Annotated in this window: 31 protein-coding genes and 1 pseudogene; 27 read left to right on the plus strand and 5 right to left on the minus strand. The window is 64.1% G+C overall.

Annotated elements, in window-relative coordinates; translation table 11 throughout:
* From ACP2AV_RS14460 to ACP2AV_RS14535, 16 genes and pseudogenes are all read left to right on the plus strand, one after another.
* On the plus strand, nucleotides 1-311 hold a 311-nt coding region (locus ACP2AV_RS14460; RefSeq protein ID WP_426373499.1), incomplete at its 5' end, for a hypothetical protein.
* A gap of 18 nt (nucleotides 312-329) precedes the next feature.
* On the plus strand, nucleotides 330-683 hold the full coding sequence (locus tag ACP2AV_RS14465; RefSeq protein WP_426373500.1) for a hypothetical protein: 354 nt from the start codon (nucleotides 330-332) through the stop codon (nucleotides 681-683).
* 44 nt (nucleotides 684-727) lie between these two features.
* Nucleotides 728-1,216 (plus strand): hypothetical protein, encoded by a 489-nt coding sequence (locus tag ACP2AV_RS14470; RefSeq protein ID WP_426373501.1) that lies wholly within the window; start codon nucleotides 728-730, stop codon nucleotides 1,214-1,216.
* Nucleotides 1,213-2,088, plus strand: a complete 876-nt coding sequence (locus ACP2AV_RS14475) for an ATP-binding protein (protein ID WP_426373502.1) — start codon at nucleotides 1,213-1,215, stop codon at nucleotides 2,086-2,088. Before ACP2AV_RS14470 ends, ACP2AV_RS14475 begins: the two co-directional genes overlap by 4 nt.
* Nucleotides 2,089-2,107: 19 nt before the next feature.
* Complete coding sequence (locus ACP2AV_RS14480; RefSeq protein ID WP_426373503.1) at nucleotides 2,108-2,734, plus strand: hypothetical protein; 627 nt, start codon at nucleotides 2,108-2,110, stop codon at nucleotides 2,732-2,734.
* A gap of 12 nt (nucleotides 2,735-2,746) precedes the next feature.
* Entirely contained in the window at nucleotides 2,747-4,429 is a 1,683-nt protein-coding gene (locus ACP2AV_RS14485; protein ID WP_426373504.1) for a DEAD/DEAH box helicase family protein, read from the plus strand.
* 3 nt (nucleotides 4,430-4,432) lie between these two features.
* Entirely contained in the window at nucleotides 4,433-4,843 is a 411-nt protein-coding gene (locus ACP2AV_RS14490; RefSeq protein ID WP_426373505.1) for a DUF6511 domain-containing protein, read from the plus strand.
* 2 nt (nucleotides 4,844-4,845) lie between these two features.
* Nucleotides 4,846-5,652, plus strand: coding sequence for a hypothetical protein (locus tag ACP2AV_RS14495; protein ID WP_426373506.1), 807 nt, complete (start codon nucleotides 4,846-4,848; stop codon nucleotides 5,650-5,652).
* Nucleotides 5,653-5,693: 41 nt separating this feature from the next.
* Complete coding sequence (locus ACP2AV_RS14500) at nucleotides 5,694-8,048, plus strand: AAA family ATPase (protein ID WP_426373507.1); 2,355 nt, start codon at nucleotides 5,694-5,696, stop codon at nucleotides 8,046-8,048.
* Nucleotides 8,049-8,324: 276 nt separating this feature from the next.
* Nucleotides 8,325-8,843: a hypothetical protein gene (locus ACP2AV_RS14505; RefSeq protein WP_426373508.1), complete on the plus strand. Its 519-nt coding sequence runs from the start codon at nucleotides 8,325-8,327 to the stop codon at nucleotides 8,841-8,843.
* On the plus strand, nucleotides 8,840-9,043 hold the full coding sequence (locus ACP2AV_RS14510) for a hypothetical protein (protein WP_426373509.1): 204 nt from the start codon (nucleotides 8,840-8,842) through the stop codon (nucleotides 9,041-9,043). Before ACP2AV_RS14505 ends, ACP2AV_RS14510 begins: the two co-directional genes overlap by 4 nt.
* Complete coding sequence (locus ACP2AV_RS14515) at nucleotides 9,036-9,482, plus strand: DUF6362 family protein (RefSeq protein ID WP_426373510.1); 447 nt, start codon at nucleotides 9,036-9,038, stop codon at nucleotides 9,480-9,482. The genes ACP2AV_RS14510 and ACP2AV_RS14515 overlap by 8 nt, the downstream gene beginning before the upstream one ends.
* 396 nt (nucleotides 9,483-9,878) lie before the next feature.
* A complete protein-coding gene (locus tag ACP2AV_RS14520) occupies nucleotides 9,879-11,132 on the plus strand; it encodes a site-specific DNA-methyltransferase (protein ID WP_426373511.1) in 1,254 nt (417 codons plus the stop codon).
* Nucleotides 11,133-11,136: 4 nt separating this feature from the next.
* A pseudogene (locus ACP2AV_RS14525) lies at nucleotides 11,137-11,655 on the plus strand (DNA cytosine methyltransferase); the annotation flags it as partial.
* Between the two features lie 187 nt (nucleotides 11,656-11,842).
* Nucleotides 11,843-12,328 (plus strand): hypothetical protein, encoded by a 486-nt coding sequence (locus ACP2AV_RS14530; RefSeq protein WP_426373547.1) that lies wholly within the window; start codon nucleotides 11,843-11,845, stop codon nucleotides 12,326-12,328.
* A complete protein-coding gene (locus ACP2AV_RS14535) occupies nucleotides 12,325-12,549 on the plus strand; it encodes a DUF7220 family protein (protein ID WP_420678242.1) in 225 nt (74 codons plus the stop codon). Before ACP2AV_RS14530 ends, ACP2AV_RS14535 begins: the two co-directional genes overlap by 4 nt.
* A gap of 14 nt (nucleotides 12,550-12,563) precedes the next feature.
* Here ACP2AV_RS14535 and ACP2AV_RS14540 read toward each other — a convergent pair whose 3' ends face one another.
* The 4 genes from ACP2AV_RS14540 to ACP2AV_RS14555 all read right to left on the minus strand — a co-directional run bounded on the left by ACP2AV_RS14540 (nucleotide 12,564) and on the right by ACP2AV_RS14555 (nucleotide 14,482).
* A complete protein-coding gene (locus tag ACP2AV_RS14540) occupies nucleotides 12,564-13,253 on the minus strand; it encodes a DarT ssDNA thymidine ADP-ribosyltransferase family protein (RefSeq protein ID WP_420678243.1) in 690 nt (229 codons plus the stop codon).
* A gap of 154 nt (nucleotides 13,254-13,407) precedes the next feature.
* The gene (locus tag ACP2AV_RS14545; protein WP_420678244.1) at nucleotides 13,408-13,929 is read right to left on the minus strand and encodes a DUF3489 domain-containing protein; all 522 of its coding nucleotides are present in this window, start codon (nucleotides 13,927-13,929) and stop codon (nucleotides 13,408-13,410) included.
* Nucleotides 13,930-14,018: 89 nt separating this feature from the next.
* On the minus strand, nucleotides 14,019-14,207 hold the full coding sequence (locus ACP2AV_RS14550) for a hypothetical protein (RefSeq protein ID WP_420678245.1): 189 nt from the start codon (nucleotides 14,205-14,207) through the stop codon (nucleotides 14,019-14,021).
* Between the two features lie 5 nt (nucleotides 14,208-14,212).
* The gene (locus ACP2AV_RS14555) at nucleotides 14,213-14,482 is read right to left on the minus strand and encodes a hypothetical protein (protein ID WP_426373512.1); all 270 of its coding nucleotides are present in this window, start codon (nucleotides 14,480-14,482) and stop codon (nucleotides 14,213-14,215) included.
* 111 nt (nucleotides 14,483-14,593) lie between these two features.
* Here ACP2AV_RS14555 and ACP2AV_RS14560 point away from each other — a divergent pair, with 111 nt between their 5' ends.
* The 8 genes from ACP2AV_RS14560 to ACP2AV_RS14595 all read left to right on the plus strand — a co-directional run bounded on the left by ACP2AV_RS14560 (nucleotide 14,594) and on the right by ACP2AV_RS14595 (nucleotide 22,302).
* Nucleotides 14,594-15,190 carry a hypothetical protein gene (locus ACP2AV_RS14560; RefSeq protein WP_420678247.1) on the plus strand — a complete coding sequence of 199 codons (597 nt, stop codon included), beginning with the start codon at nucleotides 14,594-14,596 and terminating at the stop codon, nucleotides 15,188-15,190.
* Complete coding sequence (locus ACP2AV_RS14565) at nucleotides 15,138-17,126, plus strand: phage terminase large subunit family protein (RefSeq protein ID WP_426373513.1); 1,989 nt, start codon at nucleotides 15,138-15,140, stop codon at nucleotides 17,124-17,126. Before ACP2AV_RS14560 ends, ACP2AV_RS14565 begins: the two co-directional genes overlap by 53 nt.
* A 2-nt stretch (nucleotides 17,127-17,128) precedes the next feature.
* Complete coding sequence (locus tag ACP2AV_RS14570; RefSeq protein ID WP_420678249.1) at nucleotides 17,129-17,338, plus strand: phage head-tail joining protein; 210 nt, start codon at nucleotides 17,129-17,131, stop codon at nucleotides 17,336-17,338.
* Nucleotides 17,338-18,879 carry a phage portal protein gene (locus ACP2AV_RS14575; RefSeq protein WP_426373514.1) on the plus strand — a complete coding sequence of 514 codons (1,542 nt, stop codon included), beginning with the start codon at nucleotides 17,338-17,340 and terminating at the stop codon, nucleotides 18,877-18,879. The genes ACP2AV_RS14570 and ACP2AV_RS14575 overlap by 1 nt, the downstream gene beginning before the upstream one ends.
* Before the next feature lie 5 nt (nucleotides 18,880-18,884).
* Complete coding sequence (locus ACP2AV_RS14580) at nucleotides 18,885-20,948, plus strand: prohead protease/major capsid protein fusion protein (RefSeq protein WP_426373515.1); 2,064 nt, start codon at nucleotides 18,885-18,887, stop codon at nucleotides 20,946-20,948.
* A 78-nt stretch (nucleotides 20,949-21,026) separates the two neighbouring features.
* Complete coding sequence (locus ACP2AV_RS14585) at nucleotides 21,027-21,362, plus strand: DUF2190 family protein (RefSeq protein WP_420678252.1); 336 nt, start codon at nucleotides 21,027-21,029, stop codon at nucleotides 21,360-21,362.
* The gene (locus tag ACP2AV_RS14590) at nucleotides 21,362-21,673 is read left to right on the plus strand and encodes a head-tail joining protein (RefSeq protein WP_420678253.1); all 312 of its coding nucleotides are present in this window, start codon (nucleotides 21,362-21,364) and stop codon (nucleotides 21,671-21,673) included. Before ACP2AV_RS14585 ends, ACP2AV_RS14590 begins: the two co-directional genes overlap by 1 nt.
* Entirely contained in the window at nucleotides 21,670-22,302 is a 633-nt protein-coding gene (locus tag ACP2AV_RS14595; RefSeq protein ID WP_426373516.1) for a DUF6441 family protein, read from the plus strand. Before ACP2AV_RS14590 ends, ACP2AV_RS14595 begins: the two co-directional genes overlap by 4 nt.
* Here ACP2AV_RS14595 and ACP2AV_RS14600 read toward each other — a convergent pair.
* Nucleotides 22,299-23,093: a hypothetical protein gene (locus ACP2AV_RS14600; RefSeq protein WP_426373517.1), complete on the minus strand. Its 795-nt coding sequence runs from the start codon at nucleotides 23,091-23,093 to the stop codon at nucleotides 22,299-22,301. The two genes, ACP2AV_RS14595 and ACP2AV_RS14600, sit on opposite strands and share 4 nt — an antisense overlap.
* 47 nt (nucleotides 23,094-23,140) lie before the next feature.
* Between ACP2AV_RS14600 and ACP2AV_RS14605 the strand changes: the two genes are divergently transcribed.
* Genes ACP2AV_RS14605 through ACP2AV_RS14615 form a run of 3 tightly spaced genes read left to right on the plus strand, consistent with a single transcriptional unit; the run spans nucleotide 23,141 to nucleotide 24,957 of the window.
* Nucleotides 23,141-23,557 carry an acyl-CoA transferase gene (locus tag ACP2AV_RS14605; protein ID WP_426373518.1) on the plus strand — a complete coding sequence of 139 codons (417 nt, stop codon included), beginning with the start codon at nucleotides 23,141-23,143 and terminating at the stop codon, nucleotides 23,555-23,557.
* Between the two features lie 24 nt (nucleotides 23,558-23,581).
* Nucleotides 23,582-24,520, plus strand: coding sequence for a phage tail tube protein (locus tag ACP2AV_RS14610; protein WP_420678257.1), 939 nt, complete (start codon nucleotides 23,582-23,584; stop codon nucleotides 24,518-24,520).
* On the plus strand, nucleotides 24,520-24,957 hold the full coding sequence (locus ACP2AV_RS14615) for a hypothetical protein (protein ID WP_420678258.1): 438 nt from the start codon (nucleotides 24,520-24,522) through the stop codon (nucleotides 24,955-24,957). Before ACP2AV_RS14610 ends, ACP2AV_RS14615 begins: the two co-directional genes overlap by 1 nt.
* Nucleotides 24,958-25,003: the final 46 nt, after the last annotated feature.

Here is a 25,003-nt window from a genome sequence, read left to right on the forward strand (position 1 = left end):
TTTCCCATTCAGACGCCACCGCGCGCCACACAAACCGAAAGTCGACCCGCATGAATCGCAAAACCGACCCCGTGTCCGCAGACCTCAAGCGCATCCCCGGCCTCTATCGCCGCTGGGAGCTGCCGGAAATCCTGAAGGACCAGCGCGCCTATCGCATCGAAAATGCCGGTGCCCACCAGGATGGCACGCCTCTCGTGGCGGTCTACGCCGACGCCGATGCGGGCCAGCGAGACGACCAGCACAACGCCTCAACCACGGACACCGAAGCAGCTTCTCGCCCTGCTGGGACGATGTCGCGGCGGCCTGAGTAGGGGCCAGAGGAGGAGACCATGTTGATGCAACATCCGCCATTCACCACCGTTCGCTCAATCCGCCCGCTCACGGAGATCGAGTTTGCCGCTTGGGTCGCGCAGGCCGTGCCCGGTGACCGGCTCGAATACCATCGCGGCTTTCTGGTTCTCGATACGTTTGCGCTTTTCACCAAGCTCGACGACCGGGGCCTAACCGAACTCGCAAAGCTTGGATCACGCGCCTTTTGGGCCGCGGAACAGGGCCTCGTGCATCTGGTGCAACAGCGGATCGCTCCGGACCAGTTCGCCTACATCGCCGTTGCGCGCCCCAAGCCAAAAGCCGCCGCTGCCTCGCTCTCCGAGCTGCTGCTCGCCGAGCGTGAGGCCGCGTGATGCCCGCCTTCCAATCCTTTTTCACCGATCACGGAGACCCCTTCATGCCGTTCCCCGAGAACACCCCCACGCCCGACGACCTGCCGTCCCTCAGCGCGGCCGAGATCGCGGCGCTGCCGGTCGAGTTGCTGGCAATTCTGCAGTGCGAGATCGACGAGCGTCTGAAGCGCGACAAAGCGGCCAAGACCCGCTTCGATGCCGGGTTGGCTGTCCGCTACGCCAGTCGTGCCGCCGAGGAACGCCAGGCAGCTGGCAAAGATACCGGCACGGTCCGGTTCGACGATGGTGATTTCACCGTGGTCGCCGACCTGCCGAAGCGGGTGGATTGGGACCAGGCACAGCTTGGTGACGTGGTCGAACGCATCCGCGCCTCCGGTGATGACCCCGCGCAATATGTCGATATCGCGATCAAGGTCCCGGAGCGGAAATACAGCGCTTGGCCCGATGGCATTCGCGCCAGCTTCGAGTCCGCGCGCACGGTCCGCGTTGGCGCCTTGAAGGTCACGCTGAAGGCGCAGGGGGCAGACGAATGAGCCTCCCGATCATCAGCGCCGACGAACGTCTGGCCGAGCAGCGCGGTATCAAGGGCTGCATCTTCGGCAAGAGTGGAATTGGGAAAACCTCGCTGCTCTGGACCCTCGATCCCGAGCGCACGCTGTTCATGGATCTCGAAGCGGGCGACCTCGCCATCGAGGGCTGGGCCGGCGACAGCATCCGGCCGCGTACATGGACGGAATGCCGGGATTTCGCGGTGTTCATCGGTGGGCCGAACCCGGCGCTGCGCGACGAACAGCCCTACAGCCCGGCGCACTATGCCGCCGTGTGCGACCGCTTCGGCGATCCGGCGGCGCTCGACCGCTACGACACCATCTTTGTCGACTCGATCACCGTCGCGGGTCGGCTCTGCTTCGGCTGGTGCAAGGGCCAGCCCGAGGCGCTGTCGGAGAAGACCGGCAAGCCGGATGTCCGCGGCGCCTACGGGCTGCACGGGCGCGAGATGATCGGCTGGCTCACCCATCTGCAGCACACGCGGGCCAAGAATGTCTGGTTCGTCGGGATCCTCGACGAGAAGCTCGACGACTTCAATCGCAAGATCTTCCAGCCGCAGATCGACGGCTCGAAGACCGGGCTCGAACTGCCAGGCATCGTCGACGAGGTGATCACCATGGCGGAACTGAAGGCCGATGGCGGCGATCCGTATCGCGCCTTTGTCTGCCACACGATCAACCCCTGGAGTTTCCCGGCCAAGGACCGTTCGGGCCGTCTGGACCAAGTCGAAGAACCCCATCTCGGCCGCCTGATGGCCAAGATTCGGACGGCTGCAACACCGGCATCCGACCGGCTGACCTACGCCCCACCGTCCGCCGATCCGGCGGCTGACGACCAATCCCAACCACAATCCTGATCAGAAAAGGAGGTTCCCCATGGGTTCCTGGAACGATTTCAACGACGCGCAGAGCAATACCAACCTCATCCCCAAGGGCACACTGGCCAAGGTGCGCCTGACCATCCGCCCCGGCGGCTTCGACGACGCCTCGCAGGGCTGGACTGGCGGCTATGCCACGCGCGGCTCCACCGGCGCGGTGTACCTCAACGGCGAGTTCACCGTGACCGAGGGGCAATATGCCCGGCGCAAGATCTTCACGCTGATCGGGCTGTATAGCCCGAAGGGGCCAGACTGGGCCAATATGGGCCGCAGCCTGGTGCGCGGTATGCTGAACTCGGCGCGCGGGATTTCCGACAAGGACATGTCGCCGGAAGCGCAGGCAGCACGGCGCATCAGCGGTTTCGCCGATCTCGACGGCATTGAGTTCGTCGCCCGCATCGACATCGGCACCGATGCCAGTGGCGACGACAAGAACGAGATCCGCAGCGCGGTCACGCCTGACCATCGCGATTATGCGCAGGTCATGGGAACTGCACCCCTGCAGTTCAGTGGTAACGCCGGGCCGGGGGCCACTTCGCAGCAGAATGCTGTCGCCCCAACGTCCTCGTCCAATCCGCCAGCAGCCAACCCCGGTGCTCCCGGGCGGCCGAGCTGGGCCCAGTAAGGGGGATCGGTCATGCGCCTGCGTCCCCGCCAGAAAACCTTTGTCGAGCGCAGTGTTGCTGCGCTCGGCCAACACGGCAATACGCTCGGTGTGGCGCCCACCGGCGCGGGCAAAACGATCATGCTCTCGGCAGTCACCGGCGCGATGCTCGGTGATGGAGCCAAAGCTTGCGTGTTGGCGCATCGAGACGAGCTGACGGCGCAGAACCGCGCCAAGTTCCAGCGCGTGGTGCCGGAGGTATCCACCTCGGTGATCGATGCCACCGAAAAATCCTGGGGCGGCGACGTCACCTTTGCGATGGTGCCGACCCTGGCACGGGCCTCGAACCTGGCCGACATGCCGCGCCTCGACCTGCTTGTGATCGACGAGGCACATCACGCGGTGGCGGACAGCTATCGCCGCATCATCAACCGGGTGCGTGACGCCAATCCCGACGCCCGCGTTTTCGGGGTGACGGCAACACCGACCCGGGGAGACAAGAAAGGACTGCGCGAGGTCTTCGACAATGTCGCCGACCAGGTGCGTCTGGGTGAGTTGATTGCCTCGGGGCATCTCGTGCCGCCGCGCACCTTTGTCATCGATGTGGGCGTGCAGGAGGAATTGAAGTCGGTCCGCAAGACCAGTGCCGATTTCGACATGACCGAGGTGGCGGACATCATGGACCGCGCGCCGGTCACCGACGAGGTGATCCGCCACTGGCGCGAGAAGGCTGGTGACCGGCAGACCGTCGTCTTCTGTTCCACCGTCGCCCATGCCGAACACGTCACTGAGGCATTTCGCGCCGCGGGGATCACGGCCGCGCTGATCCACGGCGATCTGGCGGCCGACACCCGCAAGTCCATCCTGACCGACTATGCGGCAGGCGAGATCCGCGTGATCGTCAATGTCGCCGTGCTCACGGAAGGCTGGGATCACCCGCCCACCTCCTGCGTCGTGCTGCTGCGGCCTAGTTCCTACAAATCCACCATGATCCAGATGGTCGGTCGCGGGTTGCGCGCGGTCGATCCCGAAGAACACCCCGGCATCGTCAAGACCGACTGCGTGGTGCTGGATTTCGGGACATCGAGCTTGATCCACGGCACGCTGGAACAGGATGTCGATCTGGACGGCAAGATCGCCACCGGTGACGCCCCGACCAAATCCTGCCCCGCCTGCGCGGCGGAGATACCGCTCGCCGCCACTGAATGCCCGCTCTGCGGCGAGGTCTTGCTGCAGGACGAAGGCGAGACCGGGACGGACGCAGCGCCACTCTCAGGCTTTGTCATGACCGAGATCGACCTGCTGAAGCGCTCCAGCTTCGCATGGGTCGATCTCTTCGGCGCAGATGACGCGCTAATGGCTACCGGCTTCACAGCCTGGGGCGGCATCTTCTGGATGGACGGCGTCTGGTACGCCGTCGGCGGGGCCAAGGGCGCGCGGCCACGTCTGCTGGGCGTCGGCGAACGCACCGTCTGCCTCGCGCAGGCCGATGACTGGCTGAACACCCACGAAAGCGATGAAAGCGCCTTCAAGACAAAGGCGTGGCTGCGCCAGCCACCGACCGACAAGCAGCTGAAATATCTGCCACCGAAATGCCGGCACGACTTCGGCCTCACGCGCTACCGCGCTTCGGTGCTGATGACCTTCGGCTTCAACAAACGCGCCATCCAGGCCGCCGTGAACGCGGTGGCCGGATTCGAACGGAGGGCGGCATGACCCATGGCATCTTCACTCAAAATCACAGCCGAGGAGCGGCGGCGTCTCTGGCATCCGCGTGGCACGCTCTGTGCTGTCTGCCGGCAACCCACGCGTGGTTTTGGCTGGCGCGATCCGGTTCGTTCGAAGCGGCCCCGGCCATCGGTCTGGTTCTGCTCGATGCCCTGCCAGGGCTTCTGGACGCGTTTGGCGCGGGAGCGTTTTGCCATGGTTGATCTGACCGAAGAGGAACGCGCTGCCATCACTGCCACCCTGAAACGCGTCGCGCTGCTGTTGGAAGAGATCGGATGGCAGACCGCACTTGCCGATCTGACGGAGGCGCAGGTGCGGGCACTGATCGAGGAGGCAGTCGAGGGTTTCCGCGAGGCCATGGCCGACATTGCCAAATCAAACGCGCCGGAGATCCCGTTTTGACATTGGACTTCAATCACCGCCCGTCCACCGCCGACCGGATCAACGCGCTGGTCGACGCGGCCCTCATCGCCGAGCGCGAGGCCACGCCACCCCGGACCTATCTCGGCGCGTCCCGCCTCGGCCACGCCTGCGAACGCGCACTGCAATTCGAGTTTGCGGGCGCGCCGAAGGATGACGGTGCCGACTTCGGCGGGCAGACGTTGCGGATCTTCGCCATCGGTCATCAGCTCGAAGACCTGGCGATCCGCTGGCTGCGCGCCGCCGGGATCGATCTGGTGACCCAAAAGCGCGATGGCGGCCAGTTCGGATTCTCCGTCGCGGGCGGCCGGATCCGTGGGCATGTCGATGGGATCATCGCTGATGCCCCGGCAGCGCTTGGGTTTCGCATCCCGGCGCTCTGGGAATGTAAGACCATGAACGCGAAGAACTGGCGCGCCTGCGTAAAGGACGGTGTCACGGTTTCCGAGCCCGTCTATGCCGCGCAGATCGCGATCTACCAGGCCTACATGGAGCCCTCGGTGCCGGGGATTTCGGCCGCACCGGCGCTGTTCACCGCGATCAACAAGGACACCGCCGAGCTTCACCACGAGCTCGTGCCATTCGATGCCGATCTGGCGCAGCGCATGTCCGATCGCGGAGTGCGGATCCTGCAGGCCACGGACGCAGGTGAGCTGCTGCCGCGCATCGCCGCTAACCGGGATTTCTTCGAATGCCGTTTCTGCGCCCACGCCGAGCGGTGTTGGGAGGTGAGCGGCGTCTCTGGAAACGCTCCAGTGGAGCGTTTCAGCCGCGAACGGGCGGAACCCTGAGCATGACAGACGAGCCAGCCGACCCCGGAGAGAACACACCCATGCGCGACGAAACGGAGCTCGATGGGCCCGAAGAGAACATCGTCCATTTCAACCCCTGGCGCGACTTCAACGACGCGGCCCCGCAAATCGATGTGTTCGGCGACGAGCCTGATCCGGAGCAAATCGCCCAGTTCATGCAGGTCGTCTTCGGCTATTGCGACGGGCTGATCCCGGTCCGCAGTTTCATCGACAAGGGTCAGGGCATCGATGGCCGTCCGCATAACATCTGGCTCGAGGCGGACCGGGCCGCCCCCGAGAAGATGGCGACCTTCGCAACATGGGCCTCGCGCGAGGGAGCAGCGGTCTACGTGATCCCCGGCACCGTGGCCGCGTCCGGCCAGGCCAAGGCAGCGGAAATCCTGCAGATGCAAAACGTCGTGGTCGATCTCGACACCGGCGACATCGCTGCCAAGCGTGCGCACCTCGAACGCCACCTCGGCGCGCCGACCATGGTGGTGGAAAGCGGCGGCGTAACGCCCGAGGGCCAGCGGAAAGCTCACGTCTGGTGGATGCTGACCGAGCCTGCGGAAGGTGAAGACATCGCCCGTGTCTGCCGTCTGCGCGGTGACATTGCCGCCAAGGTCGGCGGTGACATGCATTTCCGCTCGGCCCACCAGCCCATCCGCGTGGCGGGCTCTGTCTATTACAAGAACAGCCTGAAAACGCAGGTGCGTATTGTCGAGCTGAACGCCGCCCACGAGCGTGATCTGGACGAGTTCATCGAGGCGGTCTCCGACATGCTGCCCGCGCCGGGCGTGTCCCTGCAACCCGAGTTCACCCGAGCGGGCAAGCCCGCAATGGACGATGTACTCGTCACCCCGGTGCGTGAGGGCGCGCAAGACGATTGGTCTCGCTTCGAGGGAGCATCCGCCGCGATCGGCCATTTCATCCGCATGGTCCACGAGGGACGGATGTCCAAGGACGAGGGTTGGGAAGGCATCTGTGGCTACAACGCCGCGATGCTGCGGCCCCAGTGGCCAGTAGAGCGGCTCAAACGCGAGTCCGAGCGGCTTTGGGACCGGCATGTCGAGAAATACGGCCCGCCGCTGATCCGGCTGGACTCCGGCCCACCGGGGCCACAGGAGATGCCTGCCTTCACGCTCGGCGCGCTGCTCGACGACCAGAGCCCCATGCCGGAGGACATCATTGCTCCGCGTGTGCTGACGCCAGGCGGGCTTCTGGTGCTGGGCGGCGCGCCCAAGGTGGGCAAGAGCGACCTTCTGATTTCCTGGCTCGTCTACATGGCGGCTGGCGTGTCATTCCTCGGGTTCACTCCGCCGCGGGCGCTACGCATTTTCTACCTTCAAGCGGAGATCCAGTATCACTATCTGCGCGAACGCCTGAAGCAGATTGCCCTGCCGCCAGAGGTGCTGGCCGCCGCGCGCGACACCTTCGTTGCGACGCCAAAGCTCAAGATGCTGCTCGACAACGAGGGCAGCGTGCGGGTCGCGCGCGCCGTGCAGACAGCGTTCCCGGAGGCACCGCCTGACATTCTCTGCGTGGACCCTATCCGCAACCTGTTCGACGGCGGGCCCGATGGTGGCGGCGAGAACGACAACACCGCCATGATGTTCTTCCTCAAGGAACGCGTCGAGGTGCTGCGAGACCATATCGACCCCGATTGCGGGGTGATCCTGGTCCACCACACCAAGAAGCTCAGCAAGCAGCAGGTCAAAGACGATCCCTTCCTCGCGCTCTCAGGCGCCAGCGCGCTGCGCGGTTTCTATACCTCCGGCCTGATCCTGCACCGTCCAGACGAGGAGGCCCCGGAACGCAAGCTCGAGATCGAGCTCAGGAACGGACCTGCGCTTCCGGCCAAGCTGATCGACAAGGTCAACGGCCAATGGGTCGAGATCAACCCGATGAACGAGCGGTTGGTGCGTAAAGAGGTCGGGGCCAAACATGACGCCGAGCGCAACCGCAAGCGCGATGTGATCCTCGACCTGCTTTTCGAGGAGGCCACCAGCGGGCAACTCTACACGACCATGCAGTTCGCCGAGGCCTTCGAGAACCAGAGTGGGCTTGGCAGCAAATACACCATCCGCGAACGGTTGAGTGTTCTGGCCACGAAGGGCCATGTTAAATTCCTGCGAGATGGCAGCGCCTTTGGCTATCCGAAGGTTCGATCCCGGTTCGGTTACCTCTGCGTCGATGGGATGCGGTTTCGCCCCGAAGAGCGTGTCGATCCGGAGACCGGAGAGGTCTTCGAAGACGCCGATCCCGTCCTTCCCAGCCACTACAAATGCCCCAATTCCGGGGTCTGCATGGACGTCGAAAACCCGGCCGTTTGGGTCTATCCGGAGACGGCTGCGGACGACGATTTGGGCTCACTAACTCCTAAGAGTGAGGCCTAACTCCTATGTCCTCCCTAACTCCTGTATCAATGAAATCAATGGCTTACTCCACAAGAGGAGTTAGTGGGCTAACTCCTCCCCAACTCCTCCGAACTCCTATTTTCTCGTTCTTTATCAGCACGTTACCCACAAAAGAGGAGTTAGTGGGGAAAGCCCCCATACTACGTATGGGGGGCCAACCAGCAGGTTTGGCCCCATCCCATACGTCGTGGGGTATCCGCGCGCGGGCCGATCTGCCTCGCACCTTTCACCTTTCGAGCAGCAATGGAGATGACAATGTCGAACAGGCAAATTGAAACCGTGTGCCAACACCAGACGATAGCTTTGTCAGCGACCATCCTGGCCCTGGATCTTGGGACCACAACGGGCTGGGCGCTACGGTCCTCGGACGGCCTCATCACGAGCGGCACCGCGTCGTTCAAACCCGGGCGCTACGATGGTGGTGGTATGCGATACCTGCGCTTCACCAATTGGCTGGCCGAGATCAGCAAGCTCTCTGGCCCCATCGCAGCGATCTGGTTCGAGGAAGTCCGTCGCCATGCAGGGACCGATGCGGCGCATGTCTATGGCGGCCTGATGGCCACGCTGACCGCATGGGCAGAGATGCGCGGCGTGCCTTACCAAGGCGTGGCCGTCGGAACCATCAAGCGCCACGCTACTGGCAAGGGCAACGCCAACAAGGCGGCCATGATCGCCGCCGCCAAGGCACGCGGCTTCAGCCCGGCTGATGACAATGAGGCCGACGCCATTGCGATCTTGCACTGGGCGATCGAGACCGAAGGAGGCGTGGCATGAACCGCATGAGCTTCGCCCCGCGCGGCTTTGGGGGCACCCGCCGCAGCCCCGATCAGGTCAAAAAGGACGGTTGGAAAGAACAAGGCGTTCTGGCTGTCTCCGTCGATGACAATCGCCTCACATGGCCAGAGCGTGAGTTGGTCCGCCAGCTTGGCGAGCGCCTCTATGGCAAGCGGGAACCGGAGGTGCGCCATGACTGAGTGGACCACAGCGCGCGTGGAGGGCCGGCTGGAGCGCGCGGCCGACGTCTTTCGCACCTTGCCCGGGGTGATGCCGCAGGGCTTCTTCAACGCCTGGCCCGAGTATTTCCACAGCTTCGCGGACAAGGTCGGTCAGGAGCCTCAGATGCGGCGGCCCCGACCGGGACCGCGCCAGATTTCTGAAGCTGAGGAGGCATTACTCTGGCTGCGCTGGCTGGAACGGGACGATGCCAGGATCGTCTGGCTGCGCGCCGAACGAACGGCATGGAAGCCGATCTGCTGGGAGATGGGGCTGAGCCGCCCGGCGGCCAACCGTCATTGGCAATACGGCCTCGCGCTGATCACCTGGCGGCTCAATGGCCGCGTGCCGCCCTCGAAGCGGTCACGGCGTTTCGTGGTCGAGAACGCGAACAACCTGTCAAGAAAAATTGTCCTGTGACAGAATTTTCAGTGAGACATCGCAAAGGGTTACAGTTTCCGGCTGAGAGGCTACAAATTGGATATGCTCGGGAGAGGAGCGCGCAGGCAGAGGCCGCGCAGCTGGCTTCCGGGGTCCACCAAGGGGTACAGCTGGGGTCCAAGCCGCTAACCCACTGACTTTGCGGGTCCTTCCTGGCCCAAAACGTATACGGGCGGGCGAAGCGCGCAATATCGCCAGCGACAGGGCCGGTTTTTTGGGAAGCCACCCTTAGCAGGCATCCACCCGCGACCCGCTGAAAACCGCAACAAAACAAACCTTTGGCATCGGACACACCCGGTGGCCGCTGGACCCCTCGCGGAGTCCAGGTTGGCAGCCGGTGTCCGGAGTCCAGCTGATTGAGGCGAACTGACCCGCATGACCCTGAGCTTTGCCCCGGATGCGATCGAGATGTGGCCGCTGGCCAGGCTTCAGCCCTACGCGAAGAACGCCAAGGCGCATGGTGCGGACCAGGTCGCGAAGATTGCCGCGAGCATGGCGGAGTTCGGCTGGACCGTCCCTTGTCTGGTCGCCGATGACGGCGAGTTGATCGCGGGCCATGGCCGGGTGTTGGCGGCCACGCAGCTGGGGCTGACCGAGGCACCGGTGATCGTGCTGGGCCATTTGACCGAGGCGCAACGCCGGGCGTACCGGATCGCGGACAACAAGCTGACGGAACTCGGCACATGGGATGAGGCGCTGCTGTCGGCCGAGCTGAACGACCTGCTGGCCGAGGATTTTGACCTGTCGCTCATCGGATTCGACGATGCCGAGCTTGAGGCGCTGCTGGCCGGTGAGGTCGCCCCTGAAACCGCCTTCCGCGAGGGCGAGGACGATGTTCCCGAGGCCCCGGAAACCCCGATCAGCCGCCCCGGCGATCTCTGGGTGCTGGGCAAGCATCGGTTGCTCTGCGGGGATGCGACTGTGGCCACGGATGTCGAGCGACTGCTGGGTGATGTGACGCCGCTCCTGATGGTGACCGATCCACCCTATGGCGTCGAATATGATCCCGGCTGGCGCAACAAGGCGGGAGCGGCCGCAACCAAACGCACCGGCAAGGTGCTGAATGACGACCGCGCGGATTGGCGCGAGGCCTGGGCGCTGTTCCCGGGCGATGTCGCCTATGTCTGGCACGGCGCGCTGCACGCAACGACGGTCGCGGAAAGCCTGGAAGCCTCCGGCTTCAACATCCGGTCCCAGATCATCTGGGCGAAGGATCGTCTGGTGCTGAGCCGCGGCGACTATCACTGGCAGCACGAACCCTGCCTCTATGCCGTGAAGAAAACCGGCAAAGGCCATTGGGCAGGCGACCGAAAGCAGACCACGCTCTGGCAAATCGCCAACAAGGATCAAGACGCTGAAACCGTCCACGGGACCCAGAAACCCGTCGAATGCATGCGCCGGCCGATCCTCAACAATTCCAGCCCGGGTCAGGCCGTCTACGAGCCGTTCATGGGATCCGGCACCACGCTGATCGCAGCGGAAACCACAGGCCGCGTCTGCATCGGGATCGAACTGAACCCGGCCTATGTCGATGTCGCCGTGCAGCGCTGGCAGCAATTCTCCGGCCAAGAGGCCGTGCTGGACGGAACCGGCGAGAGCTTCGCCGATCTGACGGCCAACCCACGCTGAGGCGATGCATGACCTGGCTTTACCTTCCTCCGGGCGCGCTTCCGGAGCCAGAGATCTGTTCGGCCTCTCGCTCTGCTCCGGCGCAGGCGGGCTCGACCTCGGGCTCACCATCGCCATCCCCGGATATCGAACTGTGGGCCATGTCGAACGGGAAACCTACGCCGCGGCCATCCTCGTGGCACGGATGGAAGAGGCGGCCCTGGATCCAGCGCCTGTCTGGGACGACGTTGGAACCTTCGACGGCCGCCCATGGCGCGGCGCGGTGGACATCGTCACTGCGGGCTATCCGTGCCAGCCGTTCTCCGTCGCGGGCAAACGCAAAGGCGCAGACGACCCGCGCCACCTCTGGCCGCATGTCGCCAGGATCATTGAAGAGGTCCAGCCGCCCTTCGTCTTCCTCGAAAACGTCGCCCATCATCTCCGCCTCGGCTTCCCCGAAGTCGCCGGCGGATTGGTCGGCATGGGCTACAAGCTTGCGGCAGGCCTCTTTACGGCGGCGGAAGTCGGTGCGCCCCACAAACGGGAGCGCCTGTTCATCCTCGCGCACCGTGAGCATGACCAACTGGCCGACCCCGCGCGCCTGCTCCGGGACCCGCTCGAGCGGTGGGAACCGGACCGAGATGCTGCGGCTTTGGCCGACACCCCGGGCGAGCGCGAACGAGAACCGGCAGACGAAACCGACGCCGTCGCAGGAAGCGGGCAAGCACGGGATGAACCTGGCGACCTCGGCCGCCATGTGGCCGACCCCGCAGATCGACAGCTTTCGCAGCCGGGGCGGCGCCCGGAAACACGAGAAGGGCTTGGACGGCATGGCGCGGGATTGGCCCACGCCGATGGCGACCGACGGGAACAAGCCGAGCGCGGGCAACCGCAAGTCCGCCGACCTGACCAGTGCCAGCCAGATGTGGATGACGCCAACGGCGCGGGATCACAAGGACGGGGCCACGACACTGGCGAATACGCCCGTGAACGGCCTGCTTGGCCGCCAGGTCCTGGCGACGCCGACGGTTGGGCGCGATACCTCCGAGCAGCGCCGGACGCTGAACCCAGCATTCGTCGAGGCGCTGATGGGTTGGCCCACCGGGTGGACCGCCTTCGGCTCTGCGGCAACGGCGTGGTCCCACTGGTTGCCGCGCATGCGCTCCGAACTCTCGCGGCTCAAGTGCTGGCCGACGGATGAAGGAGAGCCAGCATGAAGCAATCACGCCTCATGTCGCTGGTCGAAGCCGTCGCCAATGTTGCCGTCGGCTACGGCGTCGCGGTCATCACGCAGATCCTGATCTTTCCGATCTTCGGGCTGCACACGACGTTGGCGCAGAACCTGAAAATGGGCGCGATCTTCACGGTGGTCAGCATTGCGCGTTCGTTCGCCCTGCGGCGGGTGTTCGAGGCGATCCGCATGCGAGCAGCAGATTAAGCTCTTATGCGAGTTCACAACATGAAGCGAGGCAGGATCCATTCTGAATACCCATTCGACGCAGTGTTGAAGTCTTCAACTAGGACGTCCCGTTCGGGACCAAGGATTTTGTCCAGCTCACCTTGGATCGCGGCAGCATAATCGTTGCAGCAAGTCCATGCGCCAATAATCTGGTCGGCTGAAACGGATCCAATAATCTGAACTTCCGCATCGGGATCTGTTGGTAAGAAAGACGGGATGCCGGTTTCTTCGCGATATGCCTGTCCCTTGAAGCGAGTGGGGGCCATTTTGTCTGAAAACATCTGCTCGAAAGCCCATGGGCCGCCAAGGAACCCACGGTGATCAAGCATTTCACGGGTAGCGGCGTTCCGAAAACAGAAACGGCAGTTGTGCGTCCAGAGTATACTTGGGTCTATGAAGAGCATGACCCACTCAGCTTGCTTGGAATCACGCGACTTGGCGGAGAAGATTTTTTGACTGGCACCGGAGATGCTGAATGACACCGCCTGATCACTTGCATCCAAGCGATGTTGTGCACCGGCATAGGCTGTAAACTCCGCGGGGTAGAGCATTTCTCGAGGCAGAATACCGTGCTGGACGATGTTGGACAGGTTCCTTGTCAAAGTGAAATGAAGCAGAAAGCGGATATCTCTGTGCCGTGCTGCATTCCTGATGCGCTGTGATACTGTTGCTCGAGATGACAATTTTTGCAGTCCTGTTTGTCTTCATTATTTGTAGGGCAGCTTTTCACCGGTCCCCAATGTCTGCTCTCGGCGACTCTTTCAGCAAGTATGAATAGCAGCAAGATACCACCGCCCCAAAGGGACGGCGGCAATCAGTTTGTTGAGGCCGTGAGCGTCAGGCGGCGGGCAGCTTGTAAACGCGGCCCCGATCCTCGACCTTCTCCGAGGTCACTTCGAGCCCGAGTTTCTTCTTGAGCGCACCGGACATCGCGCCGCGCACCGTGTGTGACTGCCATCCGGTCGCTGCCATGATCTCTGCGATAGTCGCGCCGTCTGGTGCGCGCAACATCGCAATTAGAGTCGCCTGCTTGGTGCCTTCGCGTGGTTTGCGCGGCTTGGGTGCGGCATCCTCGGCTGGGCTGTCGGCAGCGTTGTCAGTCTCGATGCCAATGGCGGCGAGGCCTGTGTCGGTGGCGATCAGCGTCACGCCATGACCGTCGCCGGTCTCGCGCCAGACGGGCTCGCCGTTGCGCATATCGGCATCGACCTCTTCAAGGAAGCCTTTGGCGAGCATCGCGCTGACCACCTTGGTGGCAGCGCCGCCCCGCAGGCTGTCGGGCAACGGCAAGGCCAAATAGCCGTCGCGTTGGGATGCCGCGCTGAGAATGATGGCTTGGGTGTCGGTGAGTTTGGTCATGTTGCCTCCGGGTCTGAGCCGCGCGGAATGCTTGGCTTCTACCGAGGCGAGCCCGCCGCTTGGGCGGGCCGGGACCGACGCGCGATGGCTCAGTCGTCGCGCGCGATCAGGGCGAGGAGGACGGCCGCCATGCCGCCGAGATATTCGCTGCGGCGGAAGACGATCTCGTCGATCTCGCTCGCGGTTTTGATGCTCGGGTCGACCTGCAGGTCGTTGCCCATGTGTGGCATCAGGCGGGTGGCTTCGCGGTTGTAGCGCTCTGCAAGGGTGCTGGTCATCGGGCTCACTCCGCGTATTCGCCTTCGCCAAAGGCGCTGTCGGTGATGCGCTTCAGGAGGCAGGCGTAGTGCTCGAGGCTGCCAACCGTGGCCCAGCCGATCTCGTCGGGATGGCAGTTGAAGTGATCGTCGCTGAGGCTCTGGAGCCGGGCGAGCATCTCGTCGATCTCGGCCTTCTTGCCGATGAAGGCGTTCAAAGCCGCCTCCTTGTTGCGGCGTACCTTCTCGGCGCGAAGTTCGTGGCGGGACGTTGTCTGCGGGTTCAGGCGGGTCATCGTGGCGGCTCCGTGGTGAGTTGCATCGTTTTCGCAGGACCACGTTCGCTCTGGTGCGGAGGCTTATCAACTACATAAGCACATGATTTTGAATGATAATCGGAGCGCGTCATGGAGGGTCTGAGCGAGCGCCAGTATGCCGCCCGCGTCGGCCTCTCACGCGGAGCAATCCAGAAGGCCAAGACCACGGGACGACTGGTTCTGCATTCCGATGGCAGCATCGACGCGGAGGCCAGTGATGCTTTGCGCGCGCAGGCGACCGATCCGTCGAAGACTCGCAAGGCGCCGAAGCCGAAGCTCAAGCCAGTCTCCGAGGCCGCGGTCTCGGCCGTGGGCGAAACGCTCCGCGAACAAGGGATGTCCGCACCGCCCGTCGGCAGCGGCACCACGTTCCTGCAGGCCAAGACGGCCAACGAGGTGCTGAAGGCGCAGGAGCGCCGGCTCCGGCTGCAGAAGCTCAAGGGCGAGTTGATCGACCGGGCCCGCGCGCTGTCGCTCGTGTTTCGGTTGGCGCGGCAGGAACGTGATGTCTGGGTCAATTGGCCCGCGCGGGCGGCGGCGCTGATGGCGGCTGAGCTCTCGGCCTCATGCAGCGAAGCGGTAGGCCAAGAAATCGTGATCGAGCCCGCCGCGATGCAAAAGGTTCTGGAGAAACATGTCCGTGCCCAGCTCGACGATCTTGCCGAGGTCAAACCCGATCTCCGATAAGGATTTCGAGGGTGCGGCTGAAATCTTGCGCGCCTGGGGCGCGGGCCTCACGCCGGATCCGGATCTGACCGTGTCCGAATGGGCCGATCGGCACCGGATGCTGTCTGGCCGCGCATCGGCCGAACCGGGCCGGTATCGCACGGCGAGGACGCCCTACATGGGCCAGATCATGGATCGGCTGTCGCCCGGTGATCCGACCCAACGGATCGTTTTCATGAAGGCCGCTCAGGTCGGCGCGACCGAAGCGGGAAACAACTGGATCGGCTTCGCGATCCACCAGGCACCAGGGCCGATGCTCGCCGTCCAGCCCACGGTGGAATTGGCGAAACGGAACTCGCGGCAGCGGATCGATCCGCTGATTGACGAAAGCCCGGAGCTGCGGGAGCGGGTAAAGCCGGCACGCTCGCGCGACGCGGGCAATACCATGTTGTCCAAGGAATTCGCGGGCGGCATCCTGATCATGACCGGGGCAAATTCGGCGGTAGGTCTCCGCTCGACCCCGGCGCGGTACATCTTCCTCGACGAGGTCGATGCTTATCCGGCCTCGGCCGATGAGGAAGGCGATCCGGTGACGCTGGCGGAAGCGCGCTCGCTAACCTTCGCGCACCGGCGCAAGGTGTTCCTCGTCTCGACGCCGACGATCCGGGGGATGAGCCGGATCGAACGGGACTATGAGGCCAGCGATCAACGCCGGTTCTTCGTGCCGTGTCCGCATTGCGGTGCGATGCAGTGGCTGAAATTCGAACGGCTGCGCTGGGAAAGGGGCCAACCAGAAACAGCGGAATATCACTGCGAAGGCTGCGAGACTCCCATCGCCGAACACCACAAGACGGCGATGCTGGAAGCAGGCGAATGGCGGCCGACCGCTACGGCCGCCGATCCCAATACCGTCGGCTACCACCTCTCGGCGCTCTATTCGCCCATCGGCTGGCTGAGCTGGGAGCGGATCGTGCGGGCCTGGGACGCGGCTCAAGGGTCGGATGAGGCGATCAAGGCGTTTCGCAACACGATCCTCGGCGAGACCTGGGTCGAGACCGGCGAAGCGCCGGACTGGCAGAGGCTCTATGACCAGCGCGAACGCTGGAAACCGGGCAATGTCCCTGCGGGCGGGCTGTTCCTGACCGCCGGGGCCGATGTGCAGAAGGACCGGATCGAGGTCGATGTCTGGGCCTGGGGTCGAGGGCTCGAAAGCTGGCTCGTCGATCATATCGTTATCGAAGGCGGGCCCGACCGGCATGAGGCTTGGGGCGAACTCACGGAACTGCTCGGTCGCACTTGGCCGCATGAACGCGGCGCGCATCTGAAGATTGCGCGGCTTGCCATCGACACGGGCTACGAGGCCCCAGCGGTCTATGGCTGGTCGCGGGCTCAAGGGTTCGCACAGGTCGCACCCGTGAAGGGCGTGGAAGGATTCAACCGGGCCAGCCCGGTGTCAGGGCCGACTTATGTGGACGCGACCGAAGGTGGCAAACGTCTGCGGCGCGGCGCGCGGCTCTGGACCGTAGCGGTATCGACCTTCAAGGCCGAGACCTATCGCTTCCTGCGGCTGGAACGGCCGACCGAGGAAGACATGGCCGCCGGGGCGACGTTCTCACCGGGCACGGTGCACCTGCCGCATTGGGTCGAGAACGAATGGCTCAAGCAGTTCGTGGCCGAACAGCTGGTGACGGTGCGCACAAAGCGCGGCTTTGCTCGGCTGGAATGGCAGAAGCTGCGCGAACGCAACGAAGCGCTGGATTGCCGGGTCTATGCCCGTGCCGCTGCCTGGATCGCGGGTGCGGATCGCTGGACGGACGAAAAATGGCGCGACCTTGAGGATCAGCTCGGGGTCGCTGACGCCTCTGCGGATCCCGCGGGGCAGATCAACAGGCAAACGCAGGCGTCGCAAGGCAAACGCCAATCCGACTGGCTCGGACGGCGTGGGGGATGGTTCTGAAGATGACCGACTGGACGGAAACCGAGCTCTCGGCGCTGCGCCGGGCCTATGCCAGCGGTACGACCCGGGTCAGCTATGACGGCAAATCCGTCGATTACGGCTCGGCCGAGGATCTGCTCGCCCGGATCCGAACCATCGAGCGTGCCATTGCGGGGACGAACCGACCATTACCGGTCGCTAGTCTCGCCGGCTTCTCGCGTGGAGATCGCTGATGTCGGCGAACTGGTTTGACCATGCGATTGCCGCCGTGGCACCGCGTGCGGCAGCCCGCCGGGTGCTTGCCAGGCAGGCCTTCGAAACCCTGACCCGTGCCTATGACGGCGCCGCGCGCGGGCGGCGGACCGAAAGCTGGCGTGCGCCCGGATCCTCCGCCGATACTGAGGTTGGCGTGGCCGGGGCGCTCTTGCGCGACCGGATGCGAGACTTGGTGCGCAACAACCCGCATGCGGCCAAGGCCGTAGCAGTGCTGGTCAACAACATCATCGGCGCGGGAATCATGCCGCGCGCCGCCAGCGGCAATGACAAGCTGGATCGAAAGGTCGATGCGCTCTTCGTCCAGTGGTCGGACACGGCCGATGCTGACGGCCAGCTCGACTTCTATGGGCTGCAAACCCTGATCTGCCGCGAGATGGTCGAGGCGGGCGAGGTCCTGGTGCGCCGGCGTCTGCGCCGTGCGAGCGACGGTCTGCCCGTGCCGCTGCAAGTGCAGGTGCTTGAGGCCGACTTCCTCGACGCCACGAAATCTGGCGCCATTGGCACAGGTCGGCTCGTCCAAGGGATCGAGTTTGACCCGGTTGGCAAGCGCCGGGTCTACTGGCTTCATGCCGAGCATCCGGGCGATGCCTATGGCGCCTTGCAGAACGGTCTGCAGAGCCGCCCGGTCCCGGCGACGGAGATCGCACATGTCTATGAGAAGCAGCGCACGCAGGCGCGCGGCGTGCCTTGGGGCGCGCCTGTGATCCGCAGCTTGCGCGATCTGGATGACTATGAGGTGGCGGAACTCGTCCGAAAGAAAACCGAGGCCTGTGTCACTGCCATTGTCTTCGGCGATGATGAGGCCCAGCAGGGCATCGCGCCCTCCGTGGTCGATGCTGACGGGAACCGGGTCGAGCAGTTCGAGCCGGGGCTGATCGCATATGCGCGGGGTGGTAAGGACATTCGGTTCAACCAACCGTCGGCCACTGGCGGCTACGCCGAGTACAAGCGGGCGAGCCTGCACACGATCTCGGCCGGGTTCCGGGTGCCCTACGAGTTGCTGACCGGCGATCTTAGCCAGGTCAATTATTCCTCGATCCGCGCCGGGCTGGTGGAGTTCCGCCGGATGATCGACGCCGTGCAATGGCAATTGTTCATCCCGATGTTCTGCGCGCCCAGCTGGCGCTGGTTCACCGAGGCTGCGTGGGCAGCGGGCCAGATCCCGACGCCTGAGGTGCCCGTCGAATGGTCGCCGCCAAAGTTCGAGGCGGTCGATCCGCAGAAGGACGCGATGGCCAACCTCTTGTCGATCCGTTCCGGCACCATGACGCTCGCAGAGGTGATCGCCCAACAGGGCCGCAACCCGGATGCCGTGCTGGCGGAGATCGCGGCCACCAACGCGAAGCTCGATGACCTCGGGCTGGTGCTCGACAGTGACCCGCGCCGCGTCAGCAAGACCGGCAGCGCGCAAACCAGCGACCCGACAAACGAACCGGCCGACGACGAGCCCGCCGCCGACACGGACACCGACCCGGCGCAGGCCGACCAACAGGACTGACCAACATGGACACGATGATCGAAATCCCGGCCCTGCGCCGGATGGCGGAGCTTGCGCCGAACTCAGCCGACACCGACGCTCGCACCGTCGAGGTGATCTGGTCGTCGGGCGCTCGGGTTCGCCGCTCGACCCTGTTCGGGGAGCCCTATGACGAGGAACTGAGCCTCGATCCCGACCATGTGCGGCTGGATCGGCTGAATGCGGGCGCGCCGTTTCTGAAGGTGCACGAGGTCGACACGCTCGACGCGGTGATCGGCTCGGTCGTGCCAGGGTCCGCACGCATCGAAAACGGTCGCGGCGTCGCGCAGGTCCGCATCTCTGAGCGCGCCGATGTCGAGCCGATCTGGCGCGACATCCAGGCGGGCCACATCCGGGCGGTCTCCATCGGCTACCAGGTTCACCGCTTCGAGGTCTCCAAATCCGAGGCGGCCCGCGAGCTTTGGCGCGCGGTCGACTGGACGCCCTTCGAGGTGTCCGCCGTGCCCGTTGGCGCGGACCCCGCCGCGGGTTTTCGCGCACAATCCCCCCTTCACGACTGCGTCCTTCATCGCCGGGACGTCCCATCCACCCAAACAGGAGCTACTCCGATGACGGACAAATCCAATGATCCGGCGAGCGCCGCCGCAACCCAAGCGCAAAAGCCGACCGAGCCGGTCAAAACCGAGGACACCACAATGACCGAACCGAAACCGGCTGCGCCCGATCCAAAGGGTGCCGCAGTCGAAACTCGAACCCAGCCCAAGCCCCAGAAATCCGATACTGCCGCCGCAGCCGACACCGAGACGGTCGCGACCCGCGCGCGCGAAACCGAGCGTGACCGCGTCTCCACTATTTATGATCTGGCTGGACGCTTGAATCTCGAGCGCAGCTTTGCCGAGGATCTGGTCAAACGCGGCACCGACGTCGATGAGGCCCGTCGCCTGATCATCGATCAAGTCGCCGCCAAATCCGAAGAAACGCGGACCTTCAGCCAAGTGTCGATCCCGCTGGGCGGCCGCGATGAACAGGTCACCCGCCGCGATGCCGTCGCGAACGCGTTGCTGCACCGCTACAGCCCGACGCTCTTCCAGCTGGAAGACGCCGCGCGCCAGTATCGTGGCATGACGCTCATGGAGCTGGCCCGCGAAAGCCTCGGCAACGCAGGCGTGAACACACGCGGCCTCTCGCGCGACGAGGTGGCGACGCGCGCGCTCCACTCGACCTCGGACTTCCCGGAGATCCTCTCCGCCGTCACCAACAAGACCCTCCGGCAGGCCTACGAGGCCTATCCCCGGACCTTCATGCTGTTCTGCCGCCAGGTGCTCGCCACCGATTTCAAGGCGATGCACCGCGTGCAGCTCGGCGAGGCACCGCAACTACTGGAAGTCAGCGAAAGCGGAGAGTTCAAGCGCGGCACGCTCGGCGAGAGCAAGGAGAGCTACAAGGTCAAGACCTATGGCCGGGTGGTCGCGATCACCCGCCAGACGCTGATCAACGACGATCTCGACGCCTTCACCCGTATCCCGGCGATGTATGGCAACTCCATCGCCCAGCTGGAGAGCGACGTGGTTTGGGGGATCATCACCGCCAACCCGGCGATGGCCGACGGCAACGCGCTGTTCCACACCACGCACAAGAACCTCGCGGGCACCGGGGCGGCGCTCGATGTCAGCAGCGTCGGTGCGGCCCGCGCCGCCATGGCCAAGCAGACCGGGCTCGACAAGAAGACGGTGCTGAACGTCCGCCCGGCCTTCCTGATCGTGCCCGCCTCATTGGAACTGAAGGCGGAGCAGCTGGTCGCGCAGAACCTCGTGCCCGCCGCGACGTCCAGCGTCGTGCCGCAGTCGATCCGGACGCTCGCGCCCATCAGCGAGCCGCGGCTTGACGCCGCCAGCGAAACCGCCTGGTATCTGGCCGCGAGCCCGAACCAGATCGACACCATCGAATACGCCTATCTTGAAGGCCAGCAGGGCGCCTACATCGAGACGCGCAACGGCTTCGACGTCGACGGGGTCGAGATCAAGTGCCGCCTCGACTTCGGCGCCAAGGCCATCGACTGGCGCGGTCTTTACAAGAACCCGGGCGCATAGGCCGGGCCATCCCAGACATCTCACCACTGACGGGCGGTCCAATCGGGCCGCCCGTTCCTGTTTGCAAAGGATCCTGCAATGAAGAACTACGTCCAGCCCGGCAACACCATCACCCTGACCGCGCCCTATGCCGTGACATCCGGCGACGGTCTGCTCGTTGGCTCCATCTTCGGCATCGCATCCGCGGACGCCACTCTAAACGATCCTGTCGAGGCAGCACTCGTCGGCGTCTTTGACCTCACCAAGGTCGGCTCGCAGGCCTGGGCAGTCGGCGCAAAGGTCTATTGGGACGACACCAACAAGCGCACCACGAGCGTGGCCACATCGAACACGTTGATCGGCGTCGCAACCGAAGCCGTGGCAGGCGGGGCCGGTGACACCATAGGACGGGTGCGCCTGAACGCGAGCTTCTGATGACAGCGTTTTCCGCCATCGTTAATGCGCTGTTCTCGGATCCCAACATCGGGCGGGAAGCGGTCTACATCGCTGATGGCAGAGCGCCAGTGCTGGTACGCGTCGTCTCGCGGCAGGCGGATTCGATCACCGACTTCGGCGATGCTCGGCTCTGGTCCGAGACCACTCGTATCGACCTGCGCGTGGCCGATGTCGCGAACCCGCGTCCCGGCGACCGCGTGGAAATCGACGGGGACGCCTTCCTCATACAAGGCGAGCCCGTTCGCGACCGCGAGCGGCTCGTCTGGACCGTGGACCTGCGCCCAGCATGAAGTTGAAACTCGACATCACGCCCGATCTCGTCGCCGCCATGGCAGCCGAGGTGAAGGCCGGCGAGAAAGCCGTCACCGCAGCGATGCGCGAGGCCGGGACCGGGTTGAAGTCTTCGTGGCGGACCCAGGTCACTGGCGCAGGTCTCGGGCGACGGCTCGCCAACTCGATCCGCAACCAGACCTTTCCGCGCGCCGGCGAAAGCCTTGATGCCGCCGCGCTGGTCTGGTCCAAAGCTCCGACCATTGTCGGGGCCCACGACACTGGTCCGCTGATCCGCTCGAAAGATGGGTTCTACCTCGCGATCCCGACCGAAGCTGCGGGTCGAGGCCTGCGCGGTCGCCGGATCACCCCGGGCGAATGGGAGCGGCGGCGCGGTCTGCGCCTGCGGTTCGTCTATCGCCGCCGAGGTCCGAGCCTGCTGGTGGCCGACCGCGCACGGATTAACAAACGTGGCCAGGCGGTGGCCTCGCGCTCAAAGACCGGCCGTAACCAAGTCACCGCACCAATCTTCCTGCTGGTCCCGCAGGTCAAGCTGCCTAAGCGGCTGAAGCTTGACAGGGATGCCGAACGGGCGCTCGACAGCGTCCCGGGGTTGATCGTGGCGAAATGGGTTGGTCAGCGATCCTAACCAAAAACCGAACTCGTCAACTCCGTGTATTTAGGTCGAGAAAAGTTAGCTTGCTCTACATGTTCGAAATGCGAAACGAAATGCTCGGCTTCCACACTATGAACGCGAATATGCGGCTTTAAAGAGGTAATAAACTCTGATCCAGCGCCAATAATTATTGGAATCATGTTTATAAAAACCCGATGGATTGGAACTCCGTCCTGATCAGCGAAACGTTCAAATCCATCTGCCTCGATGCGGTCTCTGACGAGGTTCCGAGCATTTGCGCGCAAGCGGCTTTGATCCCTTGGCATGTCGAGGAGCGCACAAAAGTCTCCCCAAGAAGCGTAGTGGTCGATGAACCCTGCGCCGTCTTCGCTGTCTCCAGCAGGAAAATCTACAAGGAGGTAGTCTTGGCGTTCGTTCTGCTGCGCATGGCGGTGCACACTGCGGATGCCGTGCGCTTTATTGTGATGCTTGGCATTTCTGTATGCAAGAACAGCGCAACAAAGAGGGTGTGCATAAAAATCAAAATCGACTTCCGGAGTTTCTCGAACTGCGTCGTACAAGCTGGCGAATGTGTCGAGCATGCTCTTACAGGCGAGCTCAACATTGCCGATCGCCTCGCTTGAATCGATGAGGAACAGTTCTTGGAATCTGTATTTCTGTTCAATGAAAACTCGCAGCGATTGCGCAAAATCTTCGAATCTGTCTGTGATCATCTGACTTCCCGGTGAAAAACCCACACAAGACTTAGTAGTTTTCCCGAGTTCCTTCCATCGCAGTTCGCAGCCTTTTTTGCCGGAGCTCATGGGGGCGTCGAGCCAACAATTTCTACTGTCGAGCCCAGAAAGACACCATGACTGTTCGCGAAACCATCCTCACCACGCTGCACGCACGGCTTTCGGCGCTGCCTACCACAGCACTGCGTGGCGAGGTGCTTCCCGAGCGCGTGCCAGCCGAGGGGCTGTTGATCCTGCGCGACGGTGAGCCGGGAGAGCCCGAGGTGACGCTGTCGCCGCTGCGCTACCACTACCAGCACCGCGCAGAGATCGAGGCGGTCATTCAGGGCACCGCCCGTGACGCCGCCTTCGACGCGCTGACCGCCAGCATCGGCACGAACATCGCCGCCGACCGCACGTTGGGCGGCCTCTGCGACTGGATCGAAGCCGAAGCGCCGCGCCCGGTTGATCTGCCGGTCGAGGGCGCCGCGAGCCTGAAGGCCGCCGTGATCCCGGTGGTGCTGCACTATTCCACGGCTGATCCACTCAGCTGATCCCGATAACCCGAGGAGAAAACGATGGCACGAGCCCAAGGGGCGCGGGCGCAGATGGCGCTTGCGTTCGAGACGACCTATGGCACGCCGCCTGCGGGCGGTTTTACCAAAATGCCCTTCGCCAGCACCTCGCTGGGGGCGGAGCAGCCGCTGCTCAATTCGGAATTGCTGGGCTACGGCCGCGATCCGCTAGCGCCGATCAAGGATGCGGTGACAGCGGACGGCGATGTCGTTGTGCCGCTCGATGCCTCAGGCTTCGGGTTCTGGCTGAAGGCGGCTTTTGGTGATCCAACCACGACCGGTACCGGCCCCTGGACGCACGAGTTTCAGTCGGGTTCTTGGACACTGCCCAGCATGTCCATCGAGACAGGCATGCCCGAAGTGCCGCGCTATGCGATGTATTCCGGCTGCGTGCTCGACCAGATCACCTGGCAGATGCAGCGCTCGGGGCTCCTGACCGCCACCGCGCGGTTGGTAGCGCAGGGCGAGACGGTTGGAACTACGACCAGTGCAGGCACGCCTGCCGCTCTCGAATTGCAGCGCTTCGGCCACTTCAATGGGGCGATCACCCGCAATGGCTCCGCCCTCGGCAACGTCGTCTCGGCCGATATCACCTATGCCAACAACCTCGACCGGATCGAGACCATCCGGTCGGACGGCCGCATTGATGGGGCAGACCCCTCTATCGCCGCGCTGACCGGCTCCATCGAAGTCCGGTTTGCGGATCAAACGCTGGTGACGCAAGCGATCAATGGCGATCCCTGCGAGCTCGAGTTCGCCTATTTGCTGCCCTCTGGCGAGAGCTTCACCTTCACCGTCCACGCCGTCTACCTGCCGCGCCCACGCATCGAGATTTCCGGGCCGCAGGGCGTGCAGGCCACTTTCGACTGGCAGGCCGCTCGCGACAGCGTTGTCGGCCGGATGTGCACGGCCACCCTGATCAACGACATTGAGGTATACTGATGCTGACGCTCGATCTGACGAATGCACCGCGCTGGCATGACCTCGCCCCCGGCGTCCGCGTTCACCTGCGCCCGCTGACCACGGCGCTGATGGTGGCGACGCGCAGCGACCCGACCGTCGAGGCAATTCCGGAGAACGCATCGGACGAGGAACGCGCCGTCGCCTTCGGCAAGGCGCTCGCGCGACGGGCGGTGCTCGCCTGGGAGGGCATCGGCGATGCGGACGGCAAGCCCATCGACCCGAGCCCCGAGGCCATCGACGCGCTGCTCGATGTCTGGCCGATCTTTGAGGCCTTCCAGCTAACCTACGTCTCGAAGGGGCTGCTGCTGGAACAGGAAAAAAACGTCTCCGCGTCCTTGCCGAATGGTCCTTCGGCGGGGGCGAGCGATACTGCCAAGCCTGTGCGCAAGCCTGCCCGGACTGCCCGGCAAGGCTGAACCGGCCCCTTACGCATGAGGGTTGGCAGGTATGGGACCTTGTCGG

The sequence above is a fragment of the Aliiroseovarius sp. PTFE2010 genome (assembly GCF_049943335.1).
Lineage (GTDB): Bacteria > Pseudomonadota > Alphaproteobacteria > Rhodobacterales > Rhodobacteraceae > JBNFVY01.

Bases quoted from the DNA above. Each gene is read 5' to 3' on its own strand.
- ACP2AV_RS14585 (WP_420678252.1), top strand. From the start codon at position 21,027: ATGAAGAACTACGTCCAGCCCGGCAACACCATCACCCTGACCGCGCCC.
- ACP2AV_RS14475 (WP_426373502.1), top strand. From the start codon at position 1,213: ATGAGCCTCCCGATCATCAGCGCCGACGAACGTCTGGCCGAGCAGCGC.
- ACP2AV_RS14505 (WP_426373508.1), top strand. From the start codon at position 8,325: ATGTCGAACAGGCAAATTGAAACCGTGTGCCAACACCAGACGATAGCT.
- ACP2AV_RS14580 (WP_426373515.1), top strand. From the start codon at position 18,885: ATGGACACGATGATCGAAATCCCGGCCCTGCGCCGGATGGCGGAGCTT.
- ACP2AV_RS14500 (WP_426373507.1), top strand. From the start codon at position 5,694: ATGCGCGACGAAACGGAGCTCGATGGGCCCGAAGAGAACATCGTCCAT.
- ACP2AV_RS14565 (WP_426373513.1), top strand. From the start codon at position 15,138: ATGTCCGTGCCCAGCTCGACGATCTTGCCGAGGTCAAACCCGATCTCC.
- ACP2AV_RS14560 (WP_420678247.1), top strand. From the start codon at position 14,594: ATGGAGGGTCTGAGCGAGCGCCAGTATGCCGCCCGCGTCGGCCTCTCA.
- ACP2AV_RS14590 (WP_420678253.1), top strand. From the start codon at position 21,362: ATGACAGCGTTTTCCGCCATCGTTAATGCGCTGTTCTCGGATCCCAAC.
- ACP2AV_RS14510 (WP_426373509.1), top strand. From the start codon at position 8,840: ATGAACCGCATGAGCTTCGCCCCGCGCGGCTTTGGGGGCACCCGCCGC.
- ACP2AV_RS14515 (WP_426373510.1), top strand. From the start codon at position 9,036: ATGACTGAGTGGACCACAGCGCGCGTGGAGGGCCGGCTGGAGCGCGCG.
- ACP2AV_RS14490 (WP_426373505.1), top strand. From the start codon at position 4,433: ATGGCATCTTCACTCAAAATCACAGCCGAGGAGCGGCGGCGTCTCTGG.
- ACP2AV_RS14480 (WP_426373503.1), top strand. From the start codon at position 2,108: ATGGGTTCCTGGAACGATTTCAACGACGCGCAGAGCAATACCAACCTC.
- ACP2AV_RS14535 (WP_420678242.1), top strand. From the start codon at position 12,325: ATGAAGCAATCACGCCTCATGTCGCTGGTCGAAGCCGTCGCCAATGTT.
- ACP2AV_RS14595 (WP_426373516.1), top strand. From the start codon at position 21,670: ATGAAGTTGAAACTCGACATCACGCCCGATCTCGTCGCCGCCATGGCA.
- ACP2AV_RS14555 (WP_426373512.1), bottom strand. From the start codon at position 14,482: ATGACCCGCCTGAACCCGCAGACAACGTCCCGCCACGAACTTCGCGCC.
- ACP2AV_RS14575 (WP_426373514.1), top strand. From the start codon at position 17,338: ATGTCGGCGAACTGGTTTGACCATGCGATTGCCGCCGTGGCACCGCGT.
- ACP2AV_RS14615 (WP_420678258.1), top strand. From the start codon at position 24,520: ATGCTGACGCTCGATCTGACGAATGCACCGCGCTGGCATGACCTCGCC.
- ACP2AV_RS14550 (WP_420678245.1), bottom strand. From the start codon at position 14,207: ATGACCAGCACCCTTGCAGAGCGCTACAACCGCGAAGCCACCCGCCTG.
- ACP2AV_RS14570 (WP_420678249.1), top strand. From the start codon at position 17,129: ATGACCGACTGGACGGAAACCGAGCTCTCGGCGCTGCGCCGGGCCTAT.
- ACP2AV_RS14600 (WP_426373517.1), bottom strand. From the start codon at position 23,093: ATGAGCTCCGGCAAAAAAGGCTGCGAACTGCGATGGAAGGAACTCGGG.
- ACP2AV_RS14465 (WP_426373500.1), top strand. From the start codon at position 330: ATGTTGATGCAACATCCGCCATTCACCACCGTTCGCTCAATCCGCCCG.
- ACP2AV_RS14530 (WP_426373547.1), top strand. From the start codon at position 11,843: ATGAACCTGGCGACCTCGGCCGCCATGTGGCCGACCCCGCAGATCGAC.
- ACP2AV_RS14610 (WP_420678257.1), top strand. From the start codon at position 23,582: ATGGCACGAGCCCAAGGGGCGCGGGCGCAGATGGCGCTTGCGTTCGAG.
- ACP2AV_RS14520 (WP_426373511.1), top strand. From the start codon at position 9,879: ATGACCCTGAGCTTTGCCCCGGATGCGATCGAGATGTGGCCGCTGGCC.
- ACP2AV_RS14470 (WP_426373501.1), top strand. From the start codon at position 728: ATGCCGTTCCCCGAGAACACCCCCACGCCCGACGACCTGCCGTCCCTC.
- ACP2AV_RS14485 (WP_426373504.1), top strand. From the start codon at position 2,747: ATGCGCCTGCGTCCCCGCCAGAAAACCTTTGTCGAGCGCAGTGTTGCT.
- ACP2AV_RS14545 (WP_420678244.1), bottom strand. From the start codon at position 13,929: ATGACCAAACTCACCGACACCCAAGCCATCATTCTCAGCGCGGCATCC.
- ACP2AV_RS14605 (WP_426373518.1), top strand. From the start codon at position 23,141: ATGACTGTTCGCGAAACCATCCTCACCACGCTGCACGCACGGCTTTCG.